This is a genomic window from Sphingomonas flavida (assembly GCF_036663655.1).
Taxonomy (GTDB): domain Bacteria; phylum Pseudomonadota; class Alphaproteobacteria; order Sphingomonadales; family Sphingomonadaceae; genus Sphingomonas.
This window is the reverse complement of record NZ_JAXOJH010000004.1, coordinates 36211-56645: the sequence shown is the minus strand read 5'-3', so window position 1 is coordinate 56645 and position 20435 is coordinate 36211. Positions and strand designations below refer to the sequence as shown.

Below are 20435 nucleotides of genomic sequence, written 5' to 3'. Positions count from 1 at the left end.
TCGATCATCAGAGCCTGGCGGAACTGCCCTATCGCTTGTCCGCCGAGCCGATTTCGATCGAGATAGCCGCCAATCAACAGGCGGCGGCGGTACATGCCGTGGTTTCGTGGGAAGGCGACAATCTGCCGCGCTATCGCGCGCCGCGCGACATCCAGATCGATCATCAGGAACGCTGGTTCGCGATCTACAAGAGCGATATGCAAATCGTCGCCTATCTCTTCCGCTGTATGCGCGAGGGGCGGCTGGCACCGCATTGGCAGGCGGTCTGCGACTATCGCCAGCCGGAACAGGTCCTTTATCACGAGGGGCTGATGCGGTTCAGCGACGCGAGCGAGGCGCTGGCGCCCGACGTCGTGTTTCCGGCGCTGGAGCGAACCGGCCTCGCATCGACGTTCGACTGGCTGATGGTGGCGCATGTCATCAGTGAACTGGAATTCGATCCGAAGGCGACGCTGGGCGTGAATATCTCGGCGACCTCCGCGCATCTCCATGGCTGGTGGGGGAGTGTGCTGGACGATCTCACGCGGCGCCCGGCGATCGCCGGGCGGCTGGTCGTGGAGATCACCGAAACCGAGCCGCTGACCCATATCGACGACACCGCAGCATTTGCGCGACGCCTGCGAGCCTGCGGCGCGGCGTTGGCACTCGACGACTTCGGATCGGGCTATACGTCGATCCGGAACCTCATGCAGTTGATGCCGGCCTTTGTGAAAACGGACGGTTCGTTCGTGAACAAGGTAAGCAGCGAGCACCTGCCCTGCTATGCGCTGCCGCACCTGATCGGCCTGATCAAGGCGTTGGGGGGCACCGTGATCGTCGAGGGGGTGGAGACCCCCGGCATGGCGGATCTGGCCTATGTTAGCGGCGGGGTTTGGCAGCAGGGTTATTACCATGGACGTCCGGGCCTGGTGCGCAGGGGCACCAGTTGTGCGTTGCCCCGGGCGCACTTCCAGGAAAAGGAAGAACCTTTCCGAAAATGGACGAATTAATCTCCATCAACTAATCTCTAAATATTGTACAAGTTATTGGTGAATATCGGCTTTTCAGGAACAGGGGATGCGGCCGCCGCGTTGGGGCGTCCCATGTTAGAAACTGCCAGCAGATTATTTCCCGCCCACGATCCCAGTGAGCCGGAATCCGCCGCGATGCTTCGCGATCATATCGCCGAGGCCGGTTTCCCTTGCGTCGGTGCCAAGGCCGCTATGGCACGCGGAACGCTCGAAATCCTGGGCGCGCGCAACATTGCCAGCGCCTGGGACGACCTGCGCATCCATGACTCGCTGCGCCGCTTCGCCCAGCGTTACCGGGCCGAGCCGCAACTCTTTCGCAGTCTGGCGGTCGTATTCGGGGGGCCGGACACGCTGGACGAACCCGCGTTCGAACGCGCGGTCTGGGCGCGGATCCAGTCGCTGTCCGACAAGGATGTGTGGCTGGGGCAGGATTGGGACAGCCGGGTCAGTACGGACCCGGACGATCCGCATTTCTCGCTGTCCTTTGGCGGCGAGGCGTTCTTCGTCGTCGGGCTCCATCCCAATGCCAGCCGACCCGCGCGCCGCTTTCCGCGCCCGGCGATGATCTTCAACCTGCACGACCAGTTCGAGATCCTGCGCGCGCAGGGCAAGTATGAGACGATGCGCGAGAAGATCCTGACCCGCGACGAAGCCCTGGCCGGTTCGCGCAACCCGATGCTGGCCCGCCACGGCGAGATGAGCGAGGCCCGGCAGTATAGCGGTCGGGTGGTCGAGGATGGCTGGCGCTGTCCCTTCCATTATGCGGGCGCGGGCAGCGAGGCCAAGCCGTGAGCGGGGAAACGATCGAGATCCCGCCCCGCAGCGGCGATGCGTTCCGCATGGCCAAGGGCGACAGCCTGACCGTGATCGACCCGCGCGGGCGGCAGGTGGCCGATCTGCTGGCATTCAACGCCGATGATCTGGACGAGGTGATATCTTCGGGCCGCACGCTAGATTATGCCGAGACGATCCGGCTGACCAAGGGGCACGAGCTCTATTCCAACCGCTCGCGGGTGATGCTGGATATCGTCGAGGATACGGTCGGGATGCACGATTTCCTGCTGACGCCGTGTTCGGTCGACACGTTCGACCATTTCTATCCCGATTTGCCGCGCCACCGGGGGTGCTTCGGCAACCTCGCGGCGGCGCTGGAGCCTTATGGGGTGACGCCGGACCGCATTCCCGTGGCGTTCAACTGCTTCATGAATGTGCCGGTCGACGCAAAGACCGGCAAGCTCGAGGTATTACCGCCGCTCAGCGGGCCGGGGGACCATATCCGCTTCGTGGCGCGGATGGACCTGGTGATCGGGCTGACCGCCTGTTCGGCGCCTGCGTCCAATGGGGGCAGCTTCAAGCCGATCGAGTATCGGGTGGAGCGGGCCCCGGACATTCCTCCCCTGTAAGGGGAGGTGGCAGCCCTAAGGGCTGACGGAGGGGTGTCACGGCCAGCGGTGACACCCCTCCACCACGGCTTCGCCGCGGTCCCCCTCCCCTTACAGGGGAGGAATAACAGTTTACCGCTTACACGTATCCGCCGCACCCGGATCGAGGTCCAGGCAGCGCCCGTCGACACCCGGCATCGGCAGCCCGATCGTCGCGGCCAGCGTCGGCGCGATATCGACCGTTTCCACCGACAGCGGCTGTTCGAACCCGGCCATGCCCTTGCGCCAGAACAGGATCGGCACGCGGCGGTCATAGTCCCAGGGCGAGCCATGCGTCTCGACATAGCCCGGAGCAGGCTCTTCGATCGTCGTCACGCGCGGCTTGAGCAGGATCAGCAGGTCGCCCGAGCGCGTCGGGTCATAGGAGGAGCGCGCCTTTTCCTTCAGCGTCCAGGTTTCCGGCGGCGTGGTGGGCCAGGGTGTCGCGGCGATCTCGTCGCGGGTCAGCGCGGCGGCAACCTGGGGCAGCGCCTCGTAGCGGCGCTTGGCCTCGGCCAGCACCTTCGCGCGGGTGGCGGCGGGCAGGGCGCTGTTGATATAGATGTCACCCTCGGCGCTCATCATGATCGGCGGATCGTTGGGCAGGCCCATGGCCTTGGCGATCGCGGCCGACATCGCCTTGGTCTTGGCCTCGGGCGCGATATGGCTTTCCATCGGCATGGCGCGGATCTGCTGGCGCTCGGTCATGTCGTGCGCGCCGTGGTCGGCGGTCAGCATGACCTCGTAATCGACACCCGTGGCGTCCAGCACGTCGAAGAACCCGGCCAGCGAGCGATCGAGCTCGGCCATCTGGATGCACATCTCTGCACCCTGGGTGCCCAGCGCATGGCCGATATAGTCGGTCGCCGACAGCCCGACCGACAGGATATCGGTCTGCGGCCCCTGGCCCAGCTTCATGTCCTGGACGAAGCCCGCCGCCATCGCCAGCACCGCCGCGTCGGACGCCGGAGAGACGCGAAACGCCTTCAGGTCGCCCGCCGCACGCTGGAACCGGCCGGTGCCCAGCGTCTGGCCGCCGACGGTGATCGGCCGGTCGAGCGACTTGCAGAAGCCGGGCAGCGGCATCGGCTCTTGCGGCCGGGCGATCAGGTCGGCCACGGCCTTGCGGGTGCGCTCCACGACCGGCGGCACGGGCCGTCCGGCATAGGAGACATAGGTCTTGCCATCCCACCACCAGAGTTCGTCGACCTTGTGGCCGCCCATCATCACGGCGGCGCGGTCCTTGCCCGCGACCGAGACGGTGCGGACGCGGGGATCGGCATTCTTCATCCGCTCACCCAGCGTCGGCACCTTCAGATGCTTGTCCGACACGGTGTAGCTGTTGTGATCCATGCCCGCGACGCTTTCGTCTTCCGAGCAATAGACGATCTTGTCCGCGCGCTTCACCGACTGGTCGACCCAGTTGTTGGCGATGATGCCGGTATGGGCGGGGCGATAACCGGTCAGGATGGTCGAGTGGCCGGGACACGTCTCGGTCGCGGCATGGCTCTGATAGCCGGAGGGAAAGACCGCGCCGGTCAGCAGGCGCGCCATGCCGCCGGTGAAGTGGTTGCGATATTGCTGGAACAGGTCGGCCGAGAACTGGTCGACAGAAATCGCCACGATCAGCTTGGGCGGCGTCGTGGGGAAGGGGGGCTGCGGCGTCCCCGGCAGGGTGGTCACGGGCGCTGGCGCGCTGCCGGGGGCGGGGCTGGCGGTCTGGGCATAAGCGGCGGGCGCGGTGAAGAGCGCGGCGGAGGCCAGGAGCGCGGCAGTCAGGGAGTTCATGGGCAACCTTGATGCAAAGCGGGGACAGGGGCGCTATGGAACGGCAAAGCGGTTTAGGGCAAGGTGTCGATGCGCGGTTGGTTTTACATCCTGATGACGGCGCTGTTCATGCTGGTGGCGACAAGCCCTGGCATGGCGGAGAGCGCACCCGCGCCCGGCGCGATCCATCTGGCCATGCGCCTGGTGGCGGAGAGCGAGAGCCCGGCGGCGGGCGGCAAGACGACGCTGGCCATCGTCGCGACGCCGGAGAAGGGCTGGCACGGATATTGGAAGAATGGCGGCGATGCGGGCCTGCCGACCGAGGCGCACTGGACGCTGCCCAAGGGGGTGAGCGCGGGCGCGCTTCGCTATCCCGTGCCGGGGCGGCTGAAGATCGCCGGGCTGATGAACTATGTCTATGAGCGGCCTTTCGCGCTGCTCGTCGATCTGGCCGTGCCCGCTGGCCTGGCCAAGGGCACGCCGCTGCCCGTCACGGTCAAGCTCGACTATCTGGTCTGCACCGACACGATCTGCGTGCCGGAGAGCCAGACGCTGTCGACGAAGCTGACGGTCGGCGTCGGCGCGATCGACCCCGCCACCCGGACCGAGTTCGACCGCTGGCGCGCGGCGCTTCCCAAGCCGCTGGGCGGCGAAGGCGTGATCGAGACGCAGGGCAAGAACGTGCGCATCGCCGTGCCGCTGCCCGCCTCGGTCGCGGTTGAGGACGCCTATTTCTTCCCGGATCGCAGCGGCATCATCGACCATGCGGCGGCGCAAGCGATGACCCGCAAGGGCGACCAGCTGATCCTGACCATGCCCGTCGCCGCCGTGGCGACGCCCGGTCCCGTATCGGGCGTGCTGTCGATCGGTGCGGGGCAGGGTCTGGCCTTTGCCGCCAAGCCCGGTGCGATTGCGGGCGCTGGCGGCGGGGCGGATACCGGCTTCGGCGCGGTGGCTTTGGCATTCCTGGGTGCGGTGCTGGGCGGGTTGCTGCTCAACATCATGCCCTGCGTCTTCCCGATCCTGAGCCTGAAGGCGCTGAGCCTGGCCAAGGGCGGCGGTGACGAACGGCACGCGCGGACCGAGGCGCTGGCCTATACGGCGGGCGTGGTGCTGGTGTGCGTGGGGCTGGGCGTCGTGCTGCTGGCGCTTCGGGCGGGCGGCCAGAGCGCGGGCTGGGCGTTCCAGCTTCAGGACCCGCGCGTGATCGGCGTGCTGTTGCTGCTGGTCGCGGGGATCGCCTTCAATCTGGCCGGGCTGTTCGAACTGCCGACGCCGGCCTTTGCGGGCCGCTCGGGCGCGATGGGATCGTTCGCGACCGGCGCGCTGGCGGCGTTCGTCGCCACACCCTGTTCGGGGCCGTTCATGGCGGGAGCGCTGGGCGCGGCGTTGGTGCTGCCTGCCGCCGCTGCGCTGGCGGTGTTCGCGGGGCTGGGCATCGGCATCGCCCTGCCGTTCATTGCCATCGGCTTCGTCCCGGCACTGCGGCGGCGACTGCCCAAGCCGGGCATGTGGATGGTGCGGCTGCGCCATATCCTGTCGGTGCCGATGTTCCTGACCGCGCTCGCGCTGGCGTGGATCCTGGGGCAGGAGGCGGGGGTGACCGGCATGACGCTGGGGCTGGCGGCGGCGCTGATCGCTTCGCTAGGCTTCTGGTGGACCGGCCTTCGCCAGCATGGCGGCAAGGGGCGCGCGGGCTGGCCCGCCATCGTCGCGCTGGTGCTGGCGGTCGGCATCGTCGTGACGGTCAAGCCCGCCGCCGCCGCCGCCAAGGCCACCGCCGACACCGCGTTCACCGAGGCCAAGCTGGACGACCTGCGCAGGCAGAACCGCCCGGTCTTCGCCTATTTTACCGCCGATTGGTGCCTGAGCTGCAAGGTGAACGAGGCCGCCGCGATCGAGCGCAACTCGGTCCGCGATGCGTTCCAGCGCAACAAGGTGGCGGTGCTGGTCGGAGACTGGACCGATGGCGATCCGGTATTGGGACGTTTTATCGAGCGGCATAACCGGGCGGGCGTGCCGCTCTACCTCTATTATGCGCCCGGCGCGAAGGAACCGCAGGTCCTGCCGCAGGTGCTGACCCCGTCGATGCTGGAGAGACTGGGGGCGTAAAATCCTCCCCGGCACGGGGAGGGGGACCAGCCGCAGGCTGGTGGAGAGGGCTCTCCACGAAACGAGGTGCTGGCGGCGATCCCCCTCCACCACCGCTTCGCGGCGGTCCCCCTCCCCGTGCCGGGGAGGAACAATATCTTCCCTTGCACGCCCCAATCATGCGGTGCAGCATGGAACCTAGACATATCGGGGAGCGTAACGACCGGATGGGGACTATCGCCGCGTTCGACGAAATCATGGGGGCCGTTGGCAAGGACACGCCACGGCCCGAACTTTCTGCCTTGCAGCGATGGCTTGATAACACCCCCGACAGCGAACTGCGCCGCCGTCAGCAGGCCGCGGAGGCGACCTTCCGCCAGTTGGGTATCACCTTTGCCGTCTATGGCGAGAGCGACGCGGCGGAGCGGATCATCCCCTTCGACATCGTGCCGCGCGTGTTCCTGCCCGACGAATGGGCACGCCTGTCCGAGGGGCTGGTGCAGCGGGTCGAGGCGATCAACGCCTTTCTCGACGATATCTATGGCGAGCGGAAGATCCTGCGCGACGGCATCCTGCCGCCCGACCTGATCTTCGGCAATCCACAGTTCCGCCCCGAAATCGCCGGGATGCGCCCGCCGCACGGCGTCTGGGCGCATATCTGCGGCATCGACCTGGTGCGTACCGGGCCGGACGATTTCTTCGTGCTGGAGGACAATGCCCGCACGCCCTCTGGCGTCAGCTACATGCTGGAGAACCGCGAGGCGATGCTGCGCCTGTGTCCCGAACTGTTTCGCCAGTTCCGGGTCGCCGCCGTCGACAGCTATCCCGACCGCCTGCTCGCCACGATGAAGTCGGTCGCACCGCACGGCGTGGCCGAGCCGACCTGCGTCGTGCTGACGCCCGGCCATTTCAACTCCGCCTATTACGAACACAGCTTCCTGGCCGATTCGATGGGGATCGAACTGGTCGAGGCGGCCGATCTGGTGGTCGACGACGATATTGTCTGGATGCGCACCATCGCGGGGCGGGTGAAGGTCGATGTCATCTATCGCCGGGTCGATGACGATTTCCTCGATCCGCTGGTCTTCCGCCCCGATTCGATGCTGGGCGTGCCCGGTCTGATCGCGGCCTATGCCGCCGGGAACGTCGCCATCCTCAATGCGCCGGGCAACGGCATCGCCGACGACAAGGCGATCTACAGCTACATGCCCGACATCGTCCGCTATTATTCGGGTGGCGAGCCCAAGCTGAAGAATGTCGAGACCTGGCGGTGCCGCGAGCCGGAGGCGTTGTCCTACGTCCTCGATCACCTCGACGAACTGGTGGTCAAGCTGGTCGACGGATCGGGCGGATACGGGATGCTGGTTGGCCCGACCGCAAGCAAGGCGGAGATCGAGCAGTTCCGCGCCGTGCTCCTCGCCGAGCCGCATCGTTATATCGCGCAACCGACGCTGGCGCTGTCGACCGTGCCGACACTGGTCGAACGCGGCGTCGCCCCGCGCCATGTCGATTTCCGCCCCTTCGTCCTGACCGGGCGTAACGGCGTCGAGGTCACGCCGGGCGGGCTGACCCGCGTCGCGCTTCGCGAAGGGTCGCTGGTCGTCAATTCCAGCCAGGGCGGCGGCACCAAGGACAGTTTCGTCCTGATGGCGCCCGAACCCGATCGCTGGGTGCAGGTGCAGGGCCAGCAGTCGCAGATCCAGACGCAGGGAGTGCACTGATGCTCTCGCGGACCGCATCCTCGCTCTACTGGCTGGGGCGTTATTTCGAACGGGCCGACTTCATCGCCCGCTTGGTCGAGGCGACCGTCCGGCTCGACGTGCTGTCGCCGCGCTCGGCGGGGCTGGCCGCTTGGGGCTCGGCGCTGGCCGTCACCGATACCGCCAGCGCCTTTGCCGAGGGCGGGCGTGAGTTGCGGCGGCGCGAGGTCGCGCGCTTCCTGACGGTCGAGGGCTGCCACCCCGGCTCGATCGTCCGCTGCGTCGATATGGCGCGGACCAACGCCCGCGCGGTGCGCACCGCGCTGACCCGTGAGGCGTGGAGCGCGATCAACCGCGCCTGGCTGAATTTCGAGGCCAAGCCCGCCGCCGATGATCCCACCGCCGTTCTGGGCCTGGTCGAGGCGGTGAAGAACGAGACGCGCGGGTTCGAGGGTGCGGTGCACCGGATGCTGCGCAACCAGACGACGTGGTTCATCCGGCTGGGCCAGGCGGTCGAGCGCGCGGACAACACCGCGCGGCTGCTCGACGTGAAATATCACATTCTGCTGCCGGCGGGCGAGCGGATCGGCGGCGTCGTCGATCGCGACCAGTGGACGACGATTCTCCAGACCGTCTCCGCCGTCACCGCCTATCGCTGGCTCTATTCGGACGGGCTGAAGCCCGCCAACGTCATCGACCTGCTGATCGCGCGCGCCGAATTGCCGCGCAGCCTGGCGGCGTCGGTCGAGGAAACGGTGGACGTGCTGGGGCAGCTTGCCCGGCGAACGGGGCAGCATGGGGAGGCGGATCGCATGGCAAGGTTGCGGGCAAACCGGATGACGAAGACTCGCTCGGGCGACGTCATCGCGGGCGGGCTTCACCAGTATCTCGAGGCCTTTATCCAGGAGAATGCCCTGCTGCACGCCGCGATCGGCCGTCAGTTCAAGTTCGCCTGATGCGCATCGCGATCGAGCACCAGATCGTCCACCGTCCGCGCGCCGGACGGCCGACGACGGTCCAGATGCTGCGTCTGACGCCGGAGAATTTCGACGATCAGACGGTGGCGCATTGGCAGATCGACGTCGACTGCGACGCCCGTTTTCGGCGGGGACATGACGGTTTCGGCAATGCCGTCACCATGTTGTACATCGAAGGCGCGCCCGAGGTGGTGACGATCACCGCGACCGGTGAGGTGTTGACCAGCGACGCGCACGGGCTGATCCACGGCGCGACGGAGACGCTTCCGCCCGCGCTGTTCCTGCGGGCGACGCCGGTCACCCCCGGCGACGATGCGATCGCGGCCTTTGCGGCCCAGGCGGCGGACGGCACGGAGGGGCCGCTGGCGGCGCTGCACGCGATGAATTTGGCGCTGCATCGGCGCTTCGCGATCGACCGCGACGCGGCGCCCACTGGCATCGACGCGGGACAGGCATTCGCCCTGGAGCGGGTGACGCCGTGCGACCTTGCGCATATCTTCTGCGTCGGGGCACGGTCGCTGGGCATTCCCGCGCGCTATGTCTCGGGCTTCGCTGCCCGAAACGGCGACGCGCGGGGGCAGGCGCATTGCTGGGCCGAAGCGCATGTCGAGGGGCTGGGGTGGATCGGTTTCGATCCATGCACCGGCCTCAGCCCGCAGGACACCCATGTGCGGATCGCGGTCGCGCTCGACGCGACCGGAGCGGCATCGCTGGCGGGCGAGCCCTGGGGACAGGCGGCGGGCAACGGTGTGTCATGATGTTCCCTCTCCTGTCATGGGAGGGGCATCACATTGACGCCCGGAGAGGCCAGCACTCCTCGGTAGCATTTGAAATTCATCGTCATCGCTTTCTTCCCTCGCCCCTCTTTGAGGGGAGCTGGGTGAGGGGTGGGCGCTCATTTTAACGAGCACGCGAGCCGCAGGCTCGCTCGACCCCTCACCCAAGCTGCGCTAGCCAGACAAGCTGGCAAGCTCCGCTAACCCTCTCCCCTTTCCAGGGGCGAGGGCAAGAAGGAGGCGAAGGAAGTCAATCTGTCGTAAGGCAGAAATGGCCAGCCCTATACCAACGCTTCGACCGGTGGCGGGGCGGTGGGGGCGGACTGTTCGTCGGCCATCAGCACCCAGCCACGCGGGCCGAGCGCCTCCAGCGGCTGATACCGCGTCTTGTACGTCATGCGCGGCGACCCCTTCACCCAATAGCCGAGATAGACATAGGGCAGGTCGCCTGCGCGGGCGCGCAGGATGTGGTCCATGATGATGAAGTTGCCCAGGCCTTGGCGGTTCGGGTCCTGGGTCTCGAAAAAGCTGTAGATCATCGACAGCCCGTCGCCCTGGCGATCGGTCAGGCAGCATCCGACCAGCCGCCCGCGCTCGCCGTTCGGGCCCGTCGGCTCGCGATATTCGACCAGCACCGACTGGACCGGCGACAGCTCGACCATGTCGGCATAGTCGCTTTCATCCATCGCGGTCATGCCGCCGCCGGGATGCCGTCTGCCCAGATAGCGGCGCAGCAGGTCGAACTGTTCGGCGGTCGCCCAGGGCTGGCAGGCGGTGATCTCCAGGTCGGCGTGACGGCGCAGCAGCTTGCGCTGGGTGGCGTTGGGGCGAAAGCCGCCCGCCACGACACGGACCGAGATGCACGCGCTGCACCCCGCGCAGGAGGGGCGATAGGCCACCCCCTGGCTGCGCCGAAAGCCGATTCGGCTCAGCGCCTCGTTCAACTCACCGGCATGGTCGCCGGTCAGCTCGGTGAACACCTTGCGCTCGTCACGCCCCGGCAGATAGGGGCAGGGCGCAGGGCTGGTGACGAAGAAGCGCGGGAAACGAAAAGGCGCGGTCACCGCCGGGCAGTTCCTTAAACTGGGTTGTTATCCGCATCATAGCGGCTTTCCGATGCGAAGCGACCGGCGCGTCCGAAACGATGGCGCGGCATCGTTCGGAAACGGGACGTCGGTCAGCCGATCGGGCGTCAGGCCAGCTCGACCTGGCTCGTCTCATAGCCCGCGGCGCGCAGCGCCTCGATCAGCCGGTGCAGGTGCAGCGCATCGCGCGTCTCGCACTCGATATCGGTGATCAGGCCCTTGGCGGGCAGGGTGGTGAAGACGCGCTGGTGATAGACTTCGATGATGTTCACCCGTTCGCGGTCGAAGATCCGCGCGACGTTGAACAAAGCGCCCGGCTGGTCCTGCAACCGGATGCGCAGGCGGGCCAAGCGACCCGAACGCGCCAGGTCGCGCAGCAGGACGTTGGCGAGCAGGCGGGTGTCGATATTGCCGCCGCACAGCACGATGCCCACCGTCTTGCCCCGGAACCGCTCGGGGTGCGAGGTCAGCGCGGCGAGCCCGGCCGCACCGGCCCCCTCGACCACCGTCTTTTCGATCTGGAGCAGGGCGCTGACCGCTTCCTCCAGATGGCGTTCGTCGACCAGCACGATCTCGCGCACCAGCTGCGCCACCATCTGCGACGTCAGGCCGCCCGGCACCTTGACCGCGATGCCTTCGGCCAGCGTATCGCCCGCGCAGGGCAGGTCGGTGCCGTTCAGCTTGTTGTACATGGACGGGAACAGTTCGGCCTGGACGCCGACCACGTCGACCGGGCGCGGCATCGCGGCCGCAACGGTCGCCATGCCCGAGATCAGCCCGCCGCCCCCGATCGGCACGATCAGCGTGTCGATGTCGGGCGCGTCCTCCAGCATCTCGAGCGCGACGGTGCCCTGGCCTGCGATCACCCGCGCATCGTCGAACGGATGGACGAAGGTATAGCCGCGCTCTGCCTCCAGCACCCGCGCATGGGCATAGGCGGCGTCGAAATTGTCGCCCTCCAGCACCACGGTCGCGCCGTGGCCCTCGGTCTGGACGATCTTCACGATCGGCGTGGTGCGCGGCATCACGATCGTCGCAGGGATGCCCAGCCGGTTGGCGTGATAGGCCAGCCCCTGCGCATGATTGCCCGCCGAGGCGGCGATCACGCCCTTCGACCGTGCCTCGTCTGACAGTTGGAGCAGCGTGTTGAGCGCACCGCGCTCCTTATAGGCCGCCGTGAACTGGAGATTTTCGAACTTGAGATAGACGGTCGCCCCGGTCAGCTTCGACAGTGTGCGACTGATCAGGGTGGGCGTGCGGATGATCCGGTCCGCGATGCGCGCATGGGCGGCGCGGACATCGTCGATGGTGACGATGGGCGTGACGGGCGGGTGGAGTTCCGATGCGGCCCCTGGGGCGGTACGACTAGCCATGGATCAGGCCGTAGCCGATCGCGAGCGAGAGGTGAACCGTCTCGGGCGGGGAAGTTGGGGTTTGGGGGGGCAGCGGGGGCATGGCCCGTGGCTGTCCCTCCCCCATCCCCTCCCGCCTGCGGGAGGGGCGTGCCTAGGGCTGACGACGCGCGCCGTCGCGGGCAGTGTCCGGGCGTCGCCACACGCTGCTCCCCTCCCGCAGGCGGGAGGGGCTGGGGGAGGGCAAGGGTGTCTCACTGAGACCGGTCTTCTCAAAGAAAACCCGACCACTGTTGCATCACAGCATCGCCGCAGTCCCGAAATCGTGCGCGGATGCAACAAGCACACAGGCCCTGCGTTGCTGGCCCTTTGGGGCCATGCTAGGGCGGCGCGATGATCACAGGGTTGCCACGGACGTCGCCGATGATCCTTTCCATCGCCGGCACGATCCCCCCCGTAACGAGCGTCCTGCCATGAGCGTGTCGCCGACCGGAATCGCCACCACCGCGAACGAGGATAGCCACCCCCATCCGCCGCAGGGCATGGCCCGGCTGGCGCTGGGTGCGATCGGTGTCGTGTTCGGCGATATCGGCACCAGCCCGCTCTATGCCTTTCGCGAAACCTTCGCGAACCCGCATCACCCGCTGCCGCTCGACAATGCGCATATCCTGGGCGTCATCAGCCTGATCTTCTGGTCGATGATGATCGTCGTGTCGGTCAAATATGTCGCGATCATCATGCGCGCCGACAACAAGGGCGAGGGTGGCAGCCTGGCGCTGCTGGCGCTGGTGTCGGGGCAGACCAAGACGCGGCGCTGGTCGCGCGGCATCGTCCTGCTCGGGGTGTTCGCCACCGCGCTATTCTATGGCGACAGCATGATCACGCCCGCCGTCACCGTGCTGAGCGCGGTCGAGGGTCTGGCGGTCGCCGCACCCGCCTTTGGCGGCTTTGTGCTGCCGATCGCGATCACCATCCTGATCGTGTTGTTCAAGATCCAGCGATCGGGGACCGAGCGGGTCGGCCTGTTCTTCGGGCCCGTCATGCTCGTCTATTTCACCGCCATCGCGGTGCTGGGCATCATGAGCTTCGTCCAGACGCCAGAGGTCTTGGTCGCGCTGTCGCCCCATTACGCGGTCCAGTTCTTCTTCATCGACCCGTTGCGTGGTTTCCTGGCGCTGGGCTCGGTGGTGCTGGCGGTTACGGGGGCCGAGGCGCTCTATGCCGACATGGGCCATTTCGGACGGCGGCCGATCGGCCTGTCCTGGCTGGTGTTCGTGCTGCCCGCGCTGATGCTCAACTATATGGGGCAGGGTGCCTTGCTGTTCCGAGAAGGTGCCGCAGCCCTGGAGAGCCCGTTCTACATGCTGGCGCCCGAGGGGTTGCAGTTGCCGCTCGTCATCCTGGCGACCGCCGCCGCGGTCATCGCCAGCCAGGCGGTCATCACCGGCGCCTTCTCGGTCACGCAACAGGCGATCCAGCTGGGCTTCATGCCGCGTCTGCGCATCGAGCATACGTCGGCCGCGACCGCCGGACAGATCTACATCCCGCTCATCAACTGGCTGTTGATGGTGATGGTGATCCTGCTCGTCCTGTTCTTCCGCTCGTCGTCCAACCTGACCTCGGCTTACGGCATCGCGGTGACGGGGGCGATGCTGATCGACACCTGCCTGCTGGGCGTCGCGCTGACCCGGTTGTGGAAGTGGCCGCTCTATGCCGCGCTGCCGCTGCTCGGTTTGTTCTTCCTGGTCGACGGTGCCTATTTCCTCGCCAACCTGACGAAGGTCCCGTCGGGCGGCTGGGTGCCGCTGTTGATCGGCTTCATCATCTTCACCTTCCTCACCACCTGGTCGACGGGGCGCAAGCTGATGATCGAGCGGTTGCGCGAAGGAACGATGCCGATTCACATCTTCATCGATTCGGCGGCGGGCGCGGCCAGCCGGGTGCCGGGCACCGCGATCTTCATGACCTCCTCGCCCGAGGGGGTGCCGCATGCGCTGCTCCACAACCTCAAGCACAACAAGGTGCTGCACGAGCGGATCATCCTGCTGACCGTGAAGATCGTCAGCCAGCCCTATTGGCCGGATGGCGACCGGGCCAAGCTGGACGATCTGGGGCACGGCTTCCACCGCCTAGTCCTGCGCTTCGGTTTCATGGAGGAGGCGGATGTTCCGGCGGCGCTCAAGCGCGTCGAGATGGTCGGCGGTGCGTTCAAGATGATGGACACCAGCTTCTTCCTGTCGCGCCAGACGCTGCTTCCGGCCGAGCATCCGGGCATGTCGATGTGGCGTGAAAAGCTGTTCTCGTGGATGCTGCGCAACGCCGAGAGCGCGATGGAATTCTTCCGTCTGCCGACCAATCGCGTGGTCGAGCTGGGCAGTCAGGTGGAAATCTGAGCCCGTCCATGCCTGGCTTGGGGCCTAGTTCGGGGCCCGGTTCGGTGCCCGCCCCGATCATCGTCACCGCGCTGTTTGGCCGCCCCGACCAGAGCTGGTTCGATGGCTTGCGTCGCCAGCATTTTCCCCCCGAGCGCAACGTGCTCGACGCGCATTGCACGCTGTTCCACCACCTGCCGCCCTCGGTCGAGGCCGAGTTGAAGCACCGGCTGAACGGCATGACGCGCGGGGTGCGGGCACCCGATGCGCGGGCGAGCGGGTTGATGTCGCTGGGCCGGGGCGTGGCGATCCGTATCGAATCGCCCGGCCTGGTGGCGATCCGTCACGAGCTGGTCGATGCCTTTGCCGGGATGCTCACGCCGCAGGATGCGGGCGGCTGGCGCGCGCATGTGACGATCCAGAACAAGGTGACGCCCTCCACCGCCAAGCTGCTCCTTCAGCAGATGGAGCGCGATTTCCGACCCCGGCCGGTCGAGCTGATCGGGCTCGGCGCGTGGTGGTATCGCGGCGGTCCCTGGGAATTGCTGTCGCGTCATTTGTTCGCTTGACGCCCGAAAACAGCCTGTCTATAGGCGCGCCTCCACCGGGTGGAACGCCAAACATGGCGAAGTAGCTCAGCTGGTTAGAGCGGCGGAATCATAATCCGTAGGTCGGGGGTTCAAGTCCCTCCTTCGCTACCACCCGGTGTATTTCCCCTTATTTCGACGACGATGCCGCAAGGCCTGCATCGTCCTGCATGGCGAAGCGGATCGGTCCGTTCGGGACCATCAGGACCGGCACCGGCTTGCCCGCCGTGACCAGCACCTGGTCCAGCGGCACGGCATCCTCGGGTGCGCCGGCGGCAAAGGCCTGGATCAGGCGGGCGCCTTGCTTGGGCAGCAGCGCGGGCGGAATGGCGCGTGGTCGCCCGCCAAGGCTTGCCAGCCAGGCGGGGCGGCCCTGGACGTAATGGCGGGCCGGGTGGACGACCTGAAGATCGACGCGGTCGGCGACGCGTCCCATGATCAGCGGCTTGCCGTATTCGAGGAAGACCGCCGGCTTGTCGTTCATCCGCGACTGGGCGGCGCGAAGGGCCGGGCGGGCATTGGCCGCAAGGTCAGTGAGTGTGGTCTGGTCGATCGTCAACGGGTCTATGCCAGACATCTGCCTCAGCCGCTGCGCCATCATCGCATATTCGGGCTTCGTGGCCCCGCCTTCCAGGACATGGCCGTGTCCGACATGGATCAGCAGCTTCGCGGCGGGGTGGGCGCGCAAATACGCCATGAGGTTGTCGGCCTGCGCCTGCTCGCGTTCGGGCACACCGCTCTCGGGTGTCCGCTGCGACGAGGTCTGTTCGTAACCGATCGGCCGATACCCCAGCTTCAGGGCGTTGCGCACATAGTTCGCGAAGACGGGATCGAGCGTGTACATGCCGGTCGAGCGGCGCACGACCCCGTCCTGCTCCAATCGTTCCGCCGGGGTGGGACCACCGGAGCTTTCGGGATTGTTGCCGAACGCCTCCGCTGCCAGCACGTCATAGCCGAGCGGCCGGAGCGCGCGAGCGACCTGCCAGGCAAAGGCGCGGTCGCGCGGGCTGTAATGCGCCTCGTTCAGGATGACGATTCGCGTGTTCTTCGCCCGCGCGACGATTTCGGCGAGGGCGTCGCGGGGCTCGGCGGCGGCGATGCGCGGTGCCCAGGTCGGTTCCGGCGTGTCGAACCGGGCGGCCCGGTCATAAAGTGCGGGGTCGACCTCGTTGGTCACGAAGGGTGTGAACTGCGACCAGTATTGAAAGAGGAATTCGTCCTTGATCGAACCATCGGCGGCGAAGGTGGCGGCGGTGAGCAGCGTGTTGGTGTCCCAATAGCGCCCGGCGCGCACCAGGGCGTCGGCCTTCTGCATGTCGCTGGTGAAGGGAATGCCTTGCGCGGTCGCACCGGCGGGACAGAGTAACAGCGCGGCGAGCCCCCACATGATGTTCCTGACCATCACCGTGCTTCCCCCATTGCTGTATCCGGGGCAGCTTATCAGCGACCGCGTCGGCGGCAAGGGTCGCCGTCAGGCGGCGGCAAAGCGCCCGTGCGGGTCGTGCGCGACCAGCATCGCATCGGCGCGGGCCAGGGCGATCAGCGTCAGGCCGTGGGCGCGGGCATGGTCGATTGCCAAGCTGGTCGGTGCCGATATCCCGACCAGCAGGCCGACGCCTGCAACCAGCGCCTTGTCGACCATCTCATAGCTGATCCGCGAGGTGACGAGGATGAAGTCGGCGTGGTCGGCGTCGATGTGGGCCAGCGCGCCGACCAGCTTGTCGAGCGCATTGTGCCGCCCGACATCCTCCGCCCCCGCCATCACGCCCCCCTGTGCATCGCAGGCGACTGCGGCATGGACGGCACCGGTCCGGGCATTGAGCGGCTGATGCCCGCGCAAGCCCGCCAGCGCGGCAAACAGGGTGGCGACGGAGACTTGCGGGGCAGGGGGGCGGGCCGTGACGGGGCGGGCGATCTGCTCCAGCCCGGACAGGCCGCACAGCCCGCAACTGGTGTCGCTGGTCCGGTGGCGGACCCGGTCCTGCATCCGTCCGCGCAAATGCCCGGCCAGGGTGACGCGGACGATCCAGCCTGCTTCGGCCGCAAAGGGCTCGATCGCCAATATGTCGGCGGGTTTGTCGATCAGCCGTTCGGTCAGCAGGAAACCGGTGGCGAAATCCTCCAGCCGCTCGGGCGTCATCATCATGACGGCATAGCCGAAGCCGTCGACTTCGATCGCCACGGGGCATTCGACCGCGACCTCGCGGTCGATCGCGGCGGCCGCGCCATCCGGTGTCAGGCGGAGCAGCCTCGGCGTTTGGGTGACGCTCAACCCATTCCTCCCCTGCAAGGGGAGGGGGACCATGCGGAACATGGTGGAGGGGTGTCACCGATTGCGAGAGCAGGCCCACCTCGCCAGCCGGGACACCCCTCCGTCAGGCCTGCGGCCTGCCACCTTCCCTTAAAGGGGAGGAAAAAGTCGAGCGCCACCCGCCTCACAGGGCGGCGAGGTCGGCGGGGGTGTTCACATTGGCCAGCGGCTCGGGCGAGGCGATCGGGATCGCACCGATCGCGCGGACCCAGCCGCGTACCGATCGGTCCCGGCCCAGCGACAGATGCGCCATCAGATGCGCGCCCAGTGCGGCAGGCCAAAGCCCCAGGACCGGCGCGTCGCGGCAATAGCTGGGCTCGCGTCGCAGGATCATCTCGACCAGACCATCGGGCAGGCGGGGCATGTCGCAGCCGATGGTCAGCACGCAGCGAAAGCCGTGGCTGGCCGCATAGTCGAGCGCTCCCGCAATGCCCCCCAACGGTCCAAGGCCGGGGGCGGGCATGTCGGGGACGCCGTCCTCGCCGCCAACCTGCACCACGCGCGCGCAATATGGGGCGATGGTCGCGCGGGCGTGCGCCACCAAGGTGCGGTCGCCGAGCATGGCGACCGCCTTGTTCGACCCGAAGCGCGACGACCGCCCTCCGGTCAGGACGGCACCCAATATGCTCATACGGGGATGCGTACCTTCACCGGCACCGACTTGCCCGCGGGCACATGGCTTTCCAGCGCATGATGCTCCAGCGGGATCAGATAGTTGAGCTCCGGATAATAGCCGCCGATACAGCCTTCGGGAATGTTGTATTCGACGACGCGCAGACCTTCGACCACGCGGCTTTCGCCATCGTCGGCATCGCCTTCCAGCGCGATGGTCTGGCCATCGCTCAGGCCCAGCCGGGCCATGTCGGCCTTGTTCATCATCGCGACCATCCGCGTGCCGCTGATCCCCCGGAAGCGATCGTCATAGCCATAGATGGTCGTGTTGAACTGGTCGTTCGAGCGCAGCGTGATCAGTCGCATCCGCCCTTCGGCGGGCGCGATGCCCGAGGCGTCCATGGCGCGGGGCACGTTGAACTCGGCCTTGCCGCTCTCCGTCTCCCATTTGCGGTGCGAGGCAGGGTTGCCCTTCCAGAATCCGCCGGGTTCGAACAGACGTTCGTTGAAGTTGGCGAACTTGTCCGGATAGACATTCTCGATCGCGCTGCGGACCAGGCCGTAATCGCCGACCCATTCGTCCCAGGGAACATTGGGGTTGGGCTCCAGCACCGCCTTGGCGATGCCCGCGACGATGGCCGGTTCGGAAAGCAGCGTGTCGGCAGCGGGCGTCGCCTTGCCGACCGAACCATAGATATGGCTGAACGAATCCTCCATCGACACCGCCTGGCGACCGCCGGTCTGCATATCGGTTTCCAGCCGGCCCAGGCAGGGGAGGATATAGCTTTCCTCGCCTGGCACCAGATGGCTCTTGTTGAGCTTAGTGGCGATATGGACGGCGATGGGCAGCTTGCTCCATGCCGCCTTCATCTTGGCATGTTCGGGCGTGGCGCGCAGGAAGTTGCCGCCCAGTTGCACGAAGCCCTGCGCGGTCCCGGCGATGATCTGGCGACAGGCCTCTACCGTGTCCCAGCCCTTTTCGGTCGGCGGCTCGAACTCGAACAGCTCCTTCAGCCGTTCGACGGGCGCGAGCTCGGTCTTCTCGGTGATGCCGACGGTGCGCTGGCCCTGCACGTTGCTGTGCCCGCGTACCGGACCGGGGCCCGCCCCCTCGCGCCCGATATTGCCGCGCAGCAGGAGCAGGTTGACGATCATGTACAGCGCATCGATGCCGTAGCGGTGCTGGGTGATGCCCATGCCGTACACCGCGATCACCCGCTCGGCGCGCATATAGACGCGGGCCGACTGCTCCAGCGCATCGCGGGTCAGGCCGCTATCGCGGATGATGTCGCTCCACGCCGCATTGCGGCAATAGTTCGCGAAATCCTCGAACCGGGTCGTGTGCTGCTCGATGAAGTGATGGTCGAGGATGCGGCTAGTGCCCTTGGCGATGGCACGGTCGTCCTCTTCGATCACCAGCTTGCAGATGCCGGTCAGCGCGGCGATGTCGCCGCCCGCCTTCACCTGGTGATACTGGGTCGAGATATCGGTCGAGCTGCCAGTGAGCATCTGCACCGGATTCTGCGGCGAGGCGAAGCGTTCCCAGCCGCGCTCGCGCAAGGGATTGAAGGTCACGATCTCGACCCCGCGCTTGGCGCAGGCCTGGAGATTGTGGAGCATCCGGGGGGCGTTGGTCGCGACATTCTGCCCGAAGGAGAAGATCGCGTCGCACTTGTCGTAATCCTCCATCTGGATCGTCGCGACGGGCGATCCGATGGCGGACTTCAGGCCGACCGAGGTCGTCTCGTGACACATGTTCGAGCTGTCGGGCAGGTTCTGTTGCCCCCACATCCGCGCGAACAGCGAATACATGAACGACGTCTCGAGCGAGGCGCGGCCCGAAGCGTAGAGCACGACCTTGGTCGGATCGCAGGTCTTCAGCTTCGCGCCGATCGCCGCAAATGCCTCGTTCCAGCTGACCGCGACATACTTGTCCGACGCGCGGTCATAGCGCATCGGATGGGTCAGGCGGCCCGCCTGTTCCAGGTCATGGTCGGGCCAGGTCTCCAGTTCGGAGACGGTATGCTTGGCGAAGAAATCCGGTGTGACGCGCAAGGAGCTGAGTTCCCATGCGGTCGCCTTGGCGCCGTTCTCGCAGAACTCGGCGATATGGGGCTTGGCCGGTTTGCCCCATGCACAGCTGACGCACATAACACCGCCAGGCTTGTTCTGCCGACGCAGCGTGTCGAACACCTCGGGACCCAGACCCTCCTTGGGCAGGACCTTCGCCATGCCCTTCATCGAGCCCCAGCCACCCGCAGGAGCGGTGTAATCGGTGATCTTCACATCGTCGTCGTCGCGCATCGGCCAAACCTCCACTTGCAACGAGGAACGAAGAAGTCCCCGAATGGCCGCATGAGAAGCGGTTCATTTT

Annotated in this window: 16 protein-coding genes and 1 tRNA gene; 10 read left to right on the top strand and 7 right to left on the bottom strand. The window is 66.8% G+C overall.

Annotated elements, in window-relative coordinates; translation table 11 throughout:
- Nucleotides 1-35 precede the first annotated feature (35 nt).
- From U1703_RS05960 to U1703_RS05950, 3 genes are all read left to right on the top strand, one after another.
- Entirely contained in the window at nucleotides 36-989 is a 954-nt protein-coding gene (locus U1703_RS05960) for an EAL domain-containing protein (protein ID WP_332784976.1), read from the top strand.
- 156 nt (nucleotides 990-1145) lie between these two features.
- Nucleotides 1146-1802, top strand: a complete 657-nt coding sequence (gene gntA, locus U1703_RS05955) for a guanitoxin biosynthesis heme-dependent pre-guanitoxin N-hydroxylase GntA (protein WP_332784975.1) — start codon at nucleotides 1146-1148, stop codon at nucleotides 1800-1802.
- On the top strand, nucleotides 1799-2413 hold the full coding sequence (locus tag U1703_RS05950) for a DUF1989 domain-containing protein (RefSeq protein ID WP_332784974.1): 615 nt from the start codon (nucleotides 1799-1801) through the stop codon (nucleotides 2411-2413). Before gntA ends, U1703_RS05950 begins: the two co-directional genes overlap by 4 nt.
- 111 nt (nucleotides 2414-2524) lie before the next feature.
- Here the strand turns inward: U1703_RS05950 and U1703_RS05945 are convergent, their stop codons facing one another.
- Nucleotides 2525-4219, bottom strand: a complete 1695-nt coding sequence (locus U1703_RS05945; RefSeq protein WP_332784973.1) for an alkaline phosphatase family protein — start codon at nucleotides 4217-4219, stop codon at nucleotides 2525-2527.
- Between the two features lie 69 nt (nucleotides 4220-4288).
- Here U1703_RS05945 and U1703_RS05940 point away from each other — a divergent pair, with 69 nt between their 5' ends.
- From U1703_RS05940 to U1703_RS05925, 4 genes are all read left to right on the top strand, one after another.
- A complete protein-coding gene (locus U1703_RS05940) occupies nucleotides 4289-6310 on the top strand; it encodes a protein-disulfide reductase DsbD family protein (protein ID WP_332784972.1) in 2022 nt (673 codons plus the stop codon).
- A 206-nt stretch (nucleotides 6311-6516) separates the two neighbouring features.
- Complete coding sequence (locus tag U1703_RS05935) at nucleotides 6517-8010, top strand: circularly permuted type 2 ATP-grasp protein (RefSeq protein WP_332784971.1); 1494 nt, start codon at nucleotides 6517-6519, stop codon at nucleotides 8008-8010.
- Nucleotides 8010-8945, top strand: coding sequence for an alpha-E domain-containing protein (locus U1703_RS05930; protein ID WP_320451876.1), 936 nt, complete (start codon nucleotides 8010-8012; stop codon nucleotides 8943-8945). The genes U1703_RS05935 and U1703_RS05930 overlap by 1 nt, the downstream gene beginning before the upstream one ends.
- Nucleotides 8945-9724, top strand: a complete 780-nt coding sequence (locus U1703_RS05925; RefSeq protein ID WP_332784970.1) for a transglutaminase family protein — start codon at nucleotides 8945-8947, stop codon at nucleotides 9722-9724. The genes U1703_RS05930 and U1703_RS05925 overlap by 1 nt, the downstream gene beginning before the upstream one ends.
- Nucleotides 9725-10023: 299 nt before the next feature.
- On the opposite strand, the gene U1703_RS05920 is transcribed toward U1703_RS05925, so the two are convergent.
- Both U1703_RS05920 and U1703_RS05915 read right to left on the bottom strand, forming a co-directional pair.
- Nucleotides 10024-10806: an arginyltransferase gene (locus U1703_RS05920; protein WP_332784969.1), complete on the bottom strand. Its 783-nt coding sequence runs from the start codon at nucleotides 10804-10806 to the stop codon at nucleotides 10024-10026.
- Nucleotides 10807-10934: 128 nt separating this feature from the next.
- The gene (locus tag U1703_RS05915; protein ID WP_332784968.1) at nucleotides 10935-12200 is read right to left on the bottom strand and encodes a threonine ammonia-lyase; all 1266 of its coding nucleotides are present in this window, start codon (nucleotides 12198-12200) and stop codon (nucleotides 10935-10937) included.
- Nucleotides 12201-12721: 521 nt separating this feature from the next.
- Here U1703_RS05915 and U1703_RS05910 point away from each other — a divergent pair.
- The 3 genes from U1703_RS05910 to U1703_RS05900 all read left to right on the top strand — a co-directional run bounded on the left by U1703_RS05910 (nucleotide 12722) and on the right by U1703_RS05900 (nucleotide 15252).
- Nucleotides 12722-14572, top strand: coding sequence for a potassium transporter Kup (locus tag U1703_RS05910; protein ID WP_443025770.1), 1851 nt, complete (start codon nucleotides 12722-12724; stop codon nucleotides 14570-14572).
- A gap of 8 nt (nucleotides 14573-14580) precedes the next feature.
- Nucleotides 14581-15120: a 2'-5' RNA ligase family protein gene (locus U1703_RS05905; RefSeq protein ID WP_332784966.1), complete on the top strand. Its 540-nt coding sequence runs from the start codon at nucleotides 14581-14583 to the stop codon at nucleotides 15118-15120.
- A gap of 55 nt (nucleotides 15121-15175) precedes the next feature.
- A tRNA-Met gene (locus U1703_RS05900) sits at nucleotides 15176-15252 on the top strand.
- Nucleotides 15253-15268: 16 nt separating this feature from the next.
- On the opposite strand, the gene U1703_RS05895 is transcribed toward U1703_RS05900, so the two are convergent.
- From U1703_RS05895 to U1703_RS05880, 4 genes are all read right to left on the bottom strand, one after another.
- The gene (locus U1703_RS05895) at nucleotides 15269-16525 is read right to left on the bottom strand and encodes a hypothetical protein (RefSeq protein ID WP_332784965.1); all 1257 of its coding nucleotides are present in this window, start codon (nucleotides 16523-16525) and stop codon (nucleotides 15269-15271) included.
- Between the two features lie 84 nt (nucleotides 16526-16609).
- Complete coding sequence (fdhD, locus tag U1703_RS05890; protein WP_332784964.1) at nucleotides 16610-17410, bottom strand: formate dehydrogenase accessory sulfurtransferase FdhD; 801 nt, start codon at nucleotides 17408-17410, stop codon at nucleotides 16610-16612.
- Nucleotides 17411-17573: 163 nt separating this feature from the next.
- The gene (mobA, locus tag U1703_RS05885; RefSeq protein ID WP_332784963.1) at nucleotides 17574-18080 is read right to left on the bottom strand and encodes a molybdenum cofactor guanylyltransferase; all 507 of its coding nucleotides are present in this window, start codon (nucleotides 18078-18080) and stop codon (nucleotides 17574-17576) included.
- Complete coding sequence (locus U1703_RS05880; RefSeq protein WP_332784962.1) at nucleotides 18077-20365, bottom strand: FdhF/YdeP family oxidoreductase; 2289 nt, start codon at nucleotides 20363-20365, stop codon at nucleotides 18077-18079. Before U1703_RS05880 ends, mobA begins: the two co-directional genes overlap by 4 nt.
- Nucleotides 20366-20435: the final 70 nt, after the last annotated feature.